The organism is Allobacillus salarius (assembly GCF_007559425.1).
Classification (GTDB): Bacteria; Bacillota; Bacilli; order Bacillales; family Alkalibacillaceae; genus Allobacillus; species Allobacillus salarius.
Window position 1 is genome coordinate 17,455 of sequence record NZ_VMHE01000026.1, and the last position, 11,159, is coordinate 28,613.

Annotated in this window: 13 protein-coding genes and 1 pseudogene; 8 read left to right on the forward strand and 6 right to left on the reverse strand. The window is 36.0% G+C overall.

The features are described from left to right. Positions 1 to 73: 73 nt before the first annotated feature. Together FPQ13_RS13785 and FPQ13_RS11220 are read right to left on the reverse strand one after the other, a co-directional pair. Positions 74 to 279: pseudogene (locus FPQ13_RS13785) on the reverse strand (IS3 family transposase); the annotation flags it as partial. A gap of 83 nt (positions 280 to 362) precedes the next feature. After that, complete coding sequence (locus tag FPQ13_RS11220; RefSeq protein WP_144089422.1) at positions 363 to 821, reverse strand: hypothetical protein; 459 nt, start codon at positions 819 to 821, stop codon at positions 363 to 365. Positions 822 to 1,262: 441 nt separating this feature from the next. Here FPQ13_RS11220 and FPQ13_RS11230 point away from each other — a divergent pair, with 441 nt between their 5' ends. Together FPQ13_RS11230 and FPQ13_RS13540 are read left to right on the forward strand one after the other, a co-directional pair. After that, positions 1,263 to 1,625: a GrpB family protein gene (locus FPQ13_RS11230; RefSeq protein ID WP_246065505.1), complete on the forward strand. Its 363-nt coding sequence runs from the start codon at positions 1,263 to 1,265 to the stop codon at positions 1,623 to 1,625. A 96-nt stretch (positions 1,626 to 1,721) separates the two neighbouring features. Beyond that, positions 1,722 to 1,895: a hypothetical protein gene (locus FPQ13_RS13540; protein ID WP_186279663.1), complete on the forward strand. Its 174-nt coding sequence runs from the start codon at positions 1,722 to 1,724 to the stop codon at positions 1,893 to 1,895. 104 nt (positions 1,896 to 1,999) lie between these two features. Here the strand turns inward: FPQ13_RS13540 and FPQ13_RS11235 are convergent, their stop codons facing one another. Then, positions 2,000 to 2,722 (reverse strand): type II toxin-antitoxin system prevent-host-death family antitoxin, encoded by a 723-nt coding sequence (locus FPQ13_RS11235; protein ID WP_144089424.1) that lies wholly within the window; start codon positions 2,720 to 2,722, stop codon positions 2,000 to 2,002. Positions 2,723 to 2,848: 126 nt separating this feature from the next. On the opposite strand from FPQ13_RS11235, the gene FPQ13_RS11240 reads away from it, so the two are divergent. Both FPQ13_RS11240 and FPQ13_RS11245 read left to right on the forward strand, forming a co-directional pair. Next, positions 2,849 to 3,232: a nuclear transport factor 2 family protein gene (locus tag FPQ13_RS11240; RefSeq protein WP_144089425.1), complete on the forward strand. Its 384-nt coding sequence runs from the start codon at positions 2,849 to 2,851 to the stop codon at positions 3,230 to 3,232. Positions 3,233 to 3,332: 100 nt separating this feature from the next. Further along, a complete protein-coding gene (locus FPQ13_RS11245; RefSeq protein ID WP_144089426.1) occupies positions 3,333 to 3,803 on the forward strand; it encodes a DinB family protein in 471 nt (156 codons plus the stop codon). A gap of 128 nt (positions 3,804 to 3,931) precedes the next feature. Here the strand turns inward: FPQ13_RS11245 and abc-f are convergent, their stop codons facing one another. The 3 genes from abc-f to FPQ13_RS11260 all read right to left on the reverse strand — a co-directional run bounded on the left by abc-f (position 3,932) and on the right by FPQ13_RS11260 (position 7,641). Then, the gene (gene abc-f / locus FPQ13_RS11250) at positions 3,932 to 5,737 is read right to left on the reverse strand and encodes a ribosomal protection-like ABC-F family protein (protein ID WP_144089427.1); all 1,806 of its coding nucleotides are present in this window, start codon (positions 5,735 to 5,737) and stop codon (positions 3,932 to 3,934) included. A 290-nt stretch (positions 5,738 to 6,027) separates the two neighbouring features. After that, positions 6,028 to 6,864, reverse strand: a complete 837-nt coding sequence (thiD, locus tag FPQ13_RS11255) for a bifunctional hydroxymethylpyrimidine kinase/phosphomethylpyrimidine kinase (protein ID WP_144089428.1) — start codon at positions 6,862 to 6,864, stop codon at positions 6,028 to 6,030. 18 nt (positions 6,865 to 6,882) lie between these two features. After that, complete coding sequence (locus FPQ13_RS11260) at positions 6,883 to 7,641, reverse strand: exodeoxyribonuclease III (RefSeq protein ID WP_144089429.1); 759 nt, start codon at positions 7,639 to 7,641, stop codon at positions 6,883 to 6,885. A 195-nt stretch (positions 7,642 to 7,836) separates the two neighbouring features. On the opposite strand from FPQ13_RS11260, the gene FPQ13_RS11265 reads away from it, so the two are divergent. Genes FPQ13_RS11265 through FPQ13_RS11280 form a run of 4 tightly spaced genes read left to right on the forward strand, consistent with a single transcriptional unit; the run spans position 7,837 to position 10,923 of the window. After that, positions 7,837 to 8,217: a GntR family transcriptional regulator gene (locus FPQ13_RS11265; protein ID WP_144089430.1), complete on the forward strand. Its 381-nt coding sequence runs from the start codon at positions 7,837 to 7,839 to the stop codon at positions 8,215 to 8,217. Further along, complete coding sequence (locus FPQ13_RS11270; protein WP_144089431.1) at positions 8,210 to 8,899, forward strand: ABC transporter ATP-binding protein; 690 nt, start codon at positions 8,210 to 8,212, stop codon at positions 8,897 to 8,899. Before FPQ13_RS11265 ends, FPQ13_RS11270 begins: the two co-directional genes overlap by 8 nt. Continuing rightward, on the forward strand, positions 8,896 to 9,729 hold the full coding sequence (locus FPQ13_RS11275) for a hypothetical protein (RefSeq protein WP_144089432.1): 834 nt from the start codon (positions 8,896 to 8,898) through the stop codon (positions 9,727 to 9,729). The genes FPQ13_RS11270 and FPQ13_RS11275 overlap by 4 nt, the downstream gene beginning before the upstream one ends. A gap of 12 nt (positions 9,730 to 9,741) precedes the next feature. Beyond that, the gene (locus tag FPQ13_RS11280; RefSeq protein WP_144089433.1) at positions 9,742 to 10,923 is read left to right on the forward strand and encodes a hypothetical protein; all 1,182 of its coding nucleotides are present in this window, start codon (positions 9,742 to 9,744) and stop codon (positions 10,921 to 10,923) included. The last annotated feature ends 236 nt before the right edge of the window (positions 10,924 to 11,159 follow it).

Here is an 11,159-nt window from a genome sequence, read left to right on the forward strand (position 1 = left end):
TTTCATTATTCCAGAACTGAGTTGAACTGTCAATATGTTTAAGATTATAAATTATTATTTTATTGATGGTGGTTTAATACTTACCTAGATATGAAACCAAGTGAGGTACGATAGTAATCCCATGAATGCGGATGTTATTAAACCAATGTACATAATCAAATAATGCCATGTCCATCTCTTCCTGACTAGAAAAAACTCGTCGGTAATATATTTAGCCTTGAATGTCGCTTCTGGTAAGGCGCTGTCATTCGGAATTCCATTTTCACTTATGGACCTTTTTCTATAACAAGGTTTTAATATTTTTCCAAATATTAAGCAGCCAGGAAACCAAAATTTAATTTGTTTCTGGTTGGTAGTTAGGCTTATTTATCTACCACAACAAATTTTGGTTCATAAAGACTCAATACTTCTAAAATATCATTATCTGTAAAGTATAAATGGTGTTCAAGTTCAGGAAAGTCCTTACTTTTAAACGAAGAGGTAATATCGTTCCACTCGATAAATTCTGAGTTTTGAACTTTGAAATAGTAATAACAATCTTTATTCGCTGAAGAAGGATATTCCCTATTAGCCTGTTGTAAATCAGTTCGAGTCATTTCTGTACCATATCGAAAATTCCAAACGTAGTAACTTACAGGCACTGCTGGATCGAATTGATCATAAATGACTTCTAATGTTTGATGTTTATTTTCTAGGATAATCTTAAATGATTTTGGACCAAAATGAACATGTCTTAAACTTATCATATAAAAGCGATCGTTCTTCATTTCAAACTGTTTTAATTCATCAGGTTGCCTGGCAATTAGAGATTGAGTTTTCATTATACACCTTCTTTCACTTATACCTAATTTTATCAAAGTATCCTATCTCTTGTATAGAGAATTCAGAAAAAGAGAATTTAACGTCTCGTTTGATAATTTTATTACAATAGGCGATTGATATTGATTTTTAGACCTAAGTGTTCAAAGAACTAGAGTATACAACCTGGAGGTTTTAAATTATGTAAAAAGCGTTTGAGATAATGTTGGAATAGGAAGGAATCCTAATTCGATATGTCTTCGAACGCTTTTTCTTTTGCTGAAATTCTTCACTCTATAAAGGATTTCAAGACAGCTTAATAGAAGTACTACTTGTATAGACAGTAGGGGGTTACCAAGTATGAAGGTATGGAAAGGTTCTGCAGGTGTCTGTGTTAATGAGGATGGACAGTTACTGATGGTACTACAAGGAAAGCCAGAAGAGATTAAATCGTGGGCTGTTCCTTGATAGACATTGTTGTAGGTGTTGATGATTTAGCTACAGTCGACAAGCCATTATTGAAAGGCCTATCTAAAGCGGATTTTTTAAGGTTGAAAGTCAAAAGACCCGATGAAATTGTTTTAGCAAAGTTTACGGATGATACTTATGAGAAGAAGACTCACTTTATACACTTAGTAGAGTATCACAAGGATCTGTGGAAGAACCTTATTTACTTTAGAGACTATCTAAACTCTAATCCTGAAGCAAGAGAAGAGTATTTAGAATTAAAGAAGGAATATTTAAAACAATCTTCAACTGCAGTAAGTGATTACACAAACCATAAGGTAAAATTCGTAAAAAGTATTTTTTGGAAAGAGAATGGATAACGATCAATAATTCGGGGGTATATAAGAGTTTTAGATATTATTTCATTAACGCAGAAGGTAGTTGAAATTATGAATATAAAAAAACGAGGAGATATTATGAACATTAGGTATGCAACTGCAGAGGATCAAGAATTTATTAATCAATTATGTCAATTAAGCTATACAAAACAGGACCAATGGATTGGTTATCCTCGAGTTAGTGATCTTAGCGAATTACTAGCTGAATACATTGATTCATCTGGTTATGTTAAATGTCAGCCTTTGTGTTAAGTTAATCTTGTCATTTTCTCAATAGTGGTTGACATTATAAAGCGTTGAAGAGTAATCAGAAATTGGCGGAATGCAATTTAGTTAATCTTCAACACTTTACTCAATTATTTTTTAAACAAACCCCTCAATTCAATTTCTAGTTCATCAAATATAAACGATTTAGCTGTATCTTCTGAACTGAAAGACACCATTTCCTTAATGTCTTGGTCTTCGAATTGATAAATGATAATTTGCCTGTTTTCCGGATTAACAATCCAATATTCCTGAACACCAGTTTGGCGATATAAATCTGCTTTAATCAAGAGATCTTTCTTTCTCGTACTTTTTGATAAAACCTCAACAACTAACGATGGCACACCTTTGTAGTAATCATCTGCTCCTAAGTGTTCATCCAGGTCACAGATTACCATTAAGTCAGGTTGTACCATATTCATTTCTCCAGAAGGTTTCATTAGTTCGATGTCGTAAGGTGCTACGAACGGTGTACAATCGGTCCCCTCAAAAAAGTTATGAAATAAAGCAATTAATCTAGTTACTGCATACTGATGCGCTGTCTTTGGGGAGGAAAGTAAATAGATCTCACCATCGATATATTCATAGCGTTCCTCTGTTTCACTACGTAAGCGCAGAAACTCATCATAAGTTGCTTTTTGACCGTATCCTTCAATCGGCATCCTTTCGTGAACCCAATTTATTTGATTTTCCTGTTGTTTTGTCGTAAGTCTGGCGATTTCCGTTCCGTTTCGTGTGATAACAATGTCTTCATAGGCGGCCATCATCAGATATTTTCCAAAGTTATTTTGAAGTTCGGTTGAATTGACAATCATTGGATCACCTCATTAGCTATAATAGCTATTTTAGCTAATTATATTTAATTTATCGGAATATTACAACTAGAGTATGCTAAAATAAGTACCATCGATTTAAAAATAAGATAATCAAGGTGAACTTTAATGAATCCAATATTAAAAGACCAACTAAGAAGGTTAGAAGAAACCCATATCAACATAGAGGTACGTAAAAGCAAAGAAAAACTAGCAGATATATTAGCAGATGATTTTTTCGAAATTGGGAGTTCAGGTAGGATGTTTGATATAGAAGAATGTCTGAGAGCTGGTGTGGCTATAGCCGAAATGGAAATACATCATTATGAAATTCATCCACTAGCACCTGACGTAGTATTAGCTACCTATTTTCTAACCGACAAAACGAGGAATCGCAATACGCTCCGAAATTCGATCTGGAAATGGATTGATGGAAGATGGCAATTATATTTTCATCAAGGGACGATTACGGATATGAAATTAAGTGAAGTAGAAACCAGTCGGTTCACATAGAGTTTATCTAAAAGAACATCCAATGTGGTTTTCTTGTATTTCTCCACTTCTTTTACTATGTTTGTAATAGAGTGAAATCAATAAATAAGGAGTGGGATAAATGTATCGAACAACAGATGATTTTCTTCAAGACTGGCAGAATTATGCGAATGGAACACTTCAAGTTTATAATGCGTTAACGGATGACAAGTTAGACCAATCAATCGTTGAAGGTCATAATACGCTTGGCTGGCTAGCATGGCATATTACAGTCGTAACGGGAGCTTTCGGTAAACAGGCGGGGTTGGAAGTTGACACCGTTGATGATCCAACCACTGTTCCGAAAGAAGCGAGTGAGATTGCTCGAGTCTTTAAAAAAGTAACGGAACAAATTCAACAGGGCGTTGAAGGATTATCAGATGACGAAATGTTGGCAGAAGTGGAGGTTTTAGGTCAGACAATGCCTCGTGGAAAAGTGTTCAGTATACTTCTCCAGCATAACATTCACCACCGTGGACAAATGACGGTGTTGTTACGTCAGGCAGGCTTGGAAGTGCCTGGGGTAATGGGGCCGACGAAAGAAAATCAGTAAATGAATAGTTTTATCGTCTGAGGGAGGCTTTTCTTATTCTCTCGGACGATTTTTATAATTGCTTCTAAGTTGTGGCTTAGAAATAAGGAATGACTAGACTACAATACCTTGTGGTCTAGTCATTCTTCTTAATTGTTTAATTTATCTTGAATGAAACCAATTCTCTCTTTAACAGATTGAATCTCATTCAAGAGTGAATCATCATCTAGTTCAGACGCCAGCAATTCAGAATACTTTAATTCAAGTCGCTCCAATTCATTTTTTAGTTGTTGCTGTTTTGGTGAGAGCATTTTGTGTTCTTCCCATTCTTGATAACTTCCAAGATAGAGATTCGCTTGTTTATTTTTAAGGGAAACTACTTTATTCGAGATTTTCCTTAATAAATAAGGATCATGGGTTACCATCACAATGCTTCCAGGATATTGGACTAATGCTTCCTCGATAATTTCCCTAGACGGGATATCAAAATAATTCGTCGGTTCGTCGAGAACTAATAAGTTTGCGTTGGAAAAATATAATTTTACAAAAGCAATCCGACATTTTTCACCCATGCTGAGGTCACTGATCTGCTTAAATACGTCTTCTTTTCTAAATAAGAAGCTGGCGAGAATGTTTCGTGCATCAGACTGTTTCATCCTAGGAATCTCCATGATTTCATCTAGAATGGTATTGGTTGTGTTTATGTTCTGTAGTTCCTGAGAAAAATGACCAATTTTTATCTGAGGATGATGTTTCACCTCACCGATGTTCGGTTTAATCAGACCAATCATAAGCTTTAGCAATGTGGTTTTCCCACTACCATTTTCACCGATTACAGCTAATCGATCGCCCCGCTCTAGATGCAAATTGACATCCTGTATAACCAAATATTTCTCATACGACTTTGAGACGTTTTCAAGTCGAATTAAATCTTTGGCAAAAAAATCACCAGGTGTTATATCAGCCTTTATCGTTGGATTTTCTGCTGGCTTAGTAATTTCATTTTCTTTCAAACGTTCGAGAGCTTTCTCTTTTGCTTTATATTTCTTTACGTGTTTAGTCGTTTTCTTTTGAGCATATGGATCACGGACACTCGCTTTAGAGCTGGCTTTGACATACCATTGTTTGTATTGTTGGATTGCTTGAGACAATTTTTTTCGTTCTTGTTCTTGTTTTTCATATTGAAGGGTTTGTGTTTTCAGTTCCAATTCTTTTTGTTTCTTAAATGAGGAATAGCCTCCTGAATATCTTTTTGTACCATTATCGGTTAATTCGTAGGTCGAAGTAGCAATTTGATCTATGAAGGAACGCTCATGTGAGATAAATAAAACAGTACCCTTATAATTTAATAGCCAATGACCAAGCCATTCGGTTGTTTGTAAATCTAAGTGATTCGTCGGTTCATCTAATATAATCAATTTTGGGTTCAATAACATCATTTTAGTAAGTTTAGCTTTCGTTTTCTGACCACCACTTAATTTAGAAAAAGGTATGGCCCAAGTCTCTGGATATAGTCCGATTTGATGAAGTAATTTCTCCACCTTAATTTCCCATTGATAGCCGTCAAGACCTAAGTATTTTTTAAGTGATTCATTGTACTTTTCAATTACAATTGGGTGAGATGAATATTGCATTTGCTCGGTATAAGCTTCTAAGTCCACTTTATGAAAATAATTTGGGTGGTCATGCATTACCCAATCCTTTAAAGGCAATTGTACATCTATGTCACTTTCTTGAAGAATATAACCAATCTGATAATTTTCAACTTTACATGATATTTGTCCATTATTAATTGATTCAATACCCAAAATTCCTTTAATTAAAGTTGTTTTTCCAGTGCCGTTTTCTCCAATCAGTGCAACTCGTTCATTTTCTTTCACTTCGATTGAGACATTTTGAAATAAAGGTTTTCCGTCCACTTCCATTGAAACTTCGTTCATTTTTAATAGATACATAGTAGAGAATCACTCCGATCAAGCCACACAAAAAGACACAGAGGTGCCTCTGTGTCCAATGAAACAATCTCTTTTCGATCACTAAAAAAATATATAGTATTCATATCAAAATAGACACAGGTATCCCGCTCTTTTTGCAAGTGGCAAAAAATTTTACTTAAAATTTAGTTGCGCAAAAAAGAATCGGAATTGTCCATTGTGTTATTTTGATTCCTCCTTTAATCTGTTCATACTATTGTACATGAATTGGAGAACAAAATTAACCCTTTATACGTATTTTTCTTAATTTTCTAAACTGATGTTGTTTCTGTTTTGATCTCATGTGCTATACCATACTTCCGCTCCGCTGCATGGTAGGTTGGGCCAACAATATCTGTATAAGCAAAACTGTGGTCTATGGCAGTTGTAATGAACCGTTTTGCATCCAAGACGGCTTCACTCACATCTTTTCCTTTAGTCAATTGGGCAGTAATCGCCGCGGAGTAGGAACAGCCTGCTCCGCTTGTGTTTACGGTATCGATCCGTGGTGCTTCCAATGTTGTTAGGGTTGTTCCGTCAAACAACACATCAATGGCCGGTCCTTCCAGTCGACCGCCTTTGACAAGAATATTATTTGAGCCGAGTCGATGTAAATCGATGGCAGCTTGTTTCATATCATTAACGGTTGAGATTGGTCGGTTATCGAGCAGCACGGATGCTTCAGGGACATTCGGTGTGATGATTGTTGCCTGTGGGAGTAAGTGTTTTTTCAATGCTTCGATTGCGTCATCTTTTAATAGTTTGGAATTCATTTTTCCAATCATGACGGGATCAACAACTAGATGATTGATGTTCGTGGATTCGATTAAGACGGCAACCAGCTCGATCACTTCTTTTGAGAACAGCATGCCAGTCTTAATACCGTCCACACCAATTTGCTTGATTGCTGTAGAAAATTGAGCTTCAATTGTTTCCAGATTTACGGGGTGAACATTTTTGTTTGTTTTAGGATGTTTTCCGACAATGGCAGTGATAATGCTCATTCCATAAACATCTAGCTCTTGAAATGTTTTTAAATCAGCTTGAATGCCAGCGCTACCTCCAGCGGCTGAGCCTGCAATGGTCATGACTCTTGATGGACGTTCCATGCTAAAACCTCCTCACTTTCATATATCAATTATTTCTAAGTAAATCGGACAATGATCACTTCCATAAATATCAGCGTGGATATTGGCTGTTCTCAAATTGTCACGAAGACGGTCGGATACAATAAAGTAATCAATCCGCCAACCGATATTTCGCTCACGAACGGTCTTCATGTACGACCACCAGGTGTATAGTCCTTCTTCTTGTGGATAGAAATAGCGTAACGTATCCGTAAATCCATTATCGAGAAGCCGAGTCATCTTTTCGCGTTCTTCTTTCGTAAAGCCGGAATTTCCATGATTGGATTTATAGTTTCTGAGATCAATTTCTTGATGGGCGACATTTAAGTCTCCACAAAGAATGACAGGCTTTATTTTGTCTAGCTTTTTTATGTAGTCATAAAACTGTTCTTCCCACTCTAAGCGAATTGGTAGACGCTCCAATGTGCGCTGAGAATTCGGTGTGTAAATGGTGACAAAATAGAAATTCTCATACTCCAATGTAATGAGTCGACCTTCTGGTTGAACGGTTTCATGATCAAAATTGTAGTAGGCGTTAAGTGGTTCATGCTTGGTAAAAACAGCAGTGCCAGCATACCCTTTCCGTTCAGCATAATTCCAAAATTGATGGTATCCTTCTAACTCCAAATCGATTTGCCCTTCTTGCAATTTAATTTCTTGTACGGCAAAAAAGTCTGCATCTATTTCGTGAAAATAATCTAGAAAACCTTTTCGGATGGCGGCTCTCAGGCCGTTCACATTCCATGATACGAATTTCATTTTCGACCTTCCTTTCCCATGTATTCTATCATATCGCTTGTTTTTTTAAAAAAAGCGGTTGACGGTTTTAGTGTATTAAGCATATAATACATTCAGACGGTGTACTAAGTGGTTAATACACTGTTCGTCATATTTTTTTATTCTTGGTGTATTAATCAGTTAATACACTTTGAGATGGGAGTGAGCGCAAAAAAGATGAACATCCAATTTAACAATCGAGATCCCGTTTATATCCAAGTGATTCAGCATTTTAAACTGCAAATCGCCAAGGGTTTTCTGGAATCAGGAGATGTGATTCCTTCAAGAAGAGAGTTAGCTAGCCAGTTGAAAATAAATCCGAATACAGCTCAGCGGGCGTATAAAGAAATGGAGGAGGAAGGGTTGATCAAAACAGAGAAAAACCAGCCGAGCAAGGTAACGCATGACCAGGATGTATTGCGTGGTGTACGAAATGAATTAATTGATGAAGCTGTTTCTCAATTCGTGGATTCAGTTAAGTCGATCAATGTACCGTTGGAAGATGCGATGAAATTAATAGAAACACATTATAAAGAAAAGGGGGATTACAATGATTGAAGTTAAAGATATTGTGAAACGTTTCGGTCGTAAAACGGTTTTGGATCAAGTGTCTTTCACAGCTGAGAAAGGGCAAATCACGTGCTTGATTGGTGTAAACGGAATGGGTAAAACAACGATTATGAATGCGATTATGAAGTTGACGCCACTTCAAGCGGGAGAAATTTTAGTTGACGGAGAAAAAGTGAAAAAAGATACATTCGAAAAAATTGTGTTCATACCTGATGCAACGATTATGTTGCCGCATTTCACGATTGAAATGGCGATGGAGTTTATGAAAGATTTTTATCAAAATTGGAATCAACGTCGCGCAGACGACATGTTGGCGTTTTTTAAGTTAAATCGTAAAGATAAAATTGCGAGTTTATCAAAAGGAAATACGGCAAAAGTTAATTTATTGCTCGGCCTAGCCGTCGATGCAGATTACATATTAATGGATGAGCCGTTTTCTGGGATTGATATTTTTAGCCGTGAACAAATCGCAGAAGTTTTTACAAGTCATTTAATCGAAGACCGTGGTGTGTTGATTACCACGCATGAGATTGGCGATATTGAACACTTGATCGACAAAGTCGTCTTATTGAATGACGGTAAAATTCAAAAAGAATTCATGACAGAAGATGTACGAGAGTCAGAAGGGAAGTCAGTCATCGATGTACTTCGGGAGGTGTTCGTTCAATGAAGAATTTCTTTAAGTTATTAAACTTTGAATTAAATCGTGTCATGAAATTGTTGATTATTTTGATGGGGTTTACGTTCATTGTTCAACTCGTAGGTGTGTTTGTTTCTAAGAACAATTATCTGACTCAAGTAGAAATGCTTCAACAAAACGATGGGTCATCGGTTTCACAAGTTTTACAAACTATTGGTTATTTTTCGTTTGATCGAGTTGTTAATAGTTTGTTTTTCATTGGACCGATTATGATTTGTGTTGCTGCCATATTGTTTTATGTTTTCTTGATTTGGTATCGTGATTGGTTTGGGAAAAATACATTTGTCTATCGTTTGTTAATGCTACCGACCGAACGAATCAATCTATTCTTCGCAAAGTTAACGACAATTGTGCTTGCAACGTTAAGTTTAGTTGGATTTCAGTTGATTGCTATTCAAATTGAAATGCTGGTGATGAGGTGGACAGTTCCGGGTGAATATGTAATGGAAGTCACTCTTCGACAATTAATAGAATTTAATAAAATCTTACTGTTAATTGTTCCGAATCAATTTGAATTATTCATGAGTTTCTATGGAGCAGGGATTTTAACAGTTGTCATTCTTTTCACGGCAATTTTATTAGAAAGAAGCTACCGTTTGAAGGGCGCATTGATTGGAGGAACGTTTGTTGTAGTGGCAAATCTGTTAGTCATTTTACCGTTGATTTTAAATGAGACAATCTTTCATTCATTTTTATATAACGGTGAAGTGCTCTTGATAATATTGGCTTTGGGAGTAATCGTTTTGGCTGGTTCCATTTGGCTCAGCAAGCGGCTACTAGACAAGAAAATTCGTGTGTAAGGGGGAGAATGAATGAAGAAATATATAAAAACTGTTGTATTAATTGGTTTTGTTGTTTTAAGCATTGGAACTTATTATGTGTACACAGCACTAGCATCCAGTGAAAACCCGGAATTATCGGTCGAGACCGTTTCCGGTGATGAAACATTACTTGAACCGATTACTTTATTAGGTGTGCACAGTAAAGAGTCAATGTACAATCGTTTTAAGCTTGATCAAAAGGGTTCAACTTATGAAAGTGATTTGAATTTAATTGATCAAATTGATGGAACTTTTCAAGTAACGAAGCAAAGGTTAGAGCATGACTATCGAAGCTTTATGCGAGGGAAAGATTTCTATAGCGGCCATATTTATGAAGATGCAGAACAGTTGGTTATTGTTGAATCAAATTTCAATCGAACATATGAAAACGATATTTCGTTGACTGCTTCTTGGTTGGATAAAAATACAGAAAAATCATCTTCTATAGATGTGGATTTCCCAGGAAATAACTATTCCTTTGCAAATATCATGGATGTACAAATGAATGATAACGTTATTCAAGTATTTGCTAACATGCATGTGAACACAAGAAATGACAATTATACAGAAATTCATCTAATGGAAATCAATGCCGATACCGAGGAATTGATTGGACAAAAGGTATTGTTGTCAGGAGATGAAGAGTCTGATGAAAATTCTAGTGTTAATTTTACTACGCTAAGAGGATCTGTAGAATGGGCACCCAATGAATATATTGTCATTCGAAAACAGGCCTATCAATTCGATGAGGCAACGCATACAGAACAGATAACTAACGAAAATTTATATGCATATGATGTGAAAAATAAACAAATGAAAGAGTTAGACATGCCTGAAGATTTTACAACGAGGCATGTAGATTCATTCGATGGCTCGACGCTTTATTATTATGATGAACTCGCAGAAGGGTTGAGAATTAATAGCTATCAAATTGAAGAAGGTAGTTTCTCAGAAGACCTTTTAATAGATGTCGACAGTATTTCTTTTTATCCTTCGCTAACTCACCAAGGAAACCTTTATTTAGTAACCAATACGGACAAAGAAATGTACCTTCAGATCTTTGATTTATCCGATGGTCAATCACTGTATAAAGGAAAAATAAATGCTACAGAGAATGAAGATTTAGAAGATGTTCATATAGAAGAAATTGTTTTAAGTGAAAACAGTGATTGATGGTAAAAAAGAGACCTAAACGAAGAGTTTTCGTTTAGGTCTCTTACTGTTGACTGTGGGCTGAAATTTAATCGCAAAAGTATGTCTCGACACATTTTTCACGTATGTTGCAGCCCATTTTGTCATTGAGAACCCATCTCGATACACTTATCACGTATCCATCAGCTCATTTTGTCATTGAGAACCCGTCTCGATGCACTTATCACGTATCCATCAGCCCAATATGTCATCGAGAG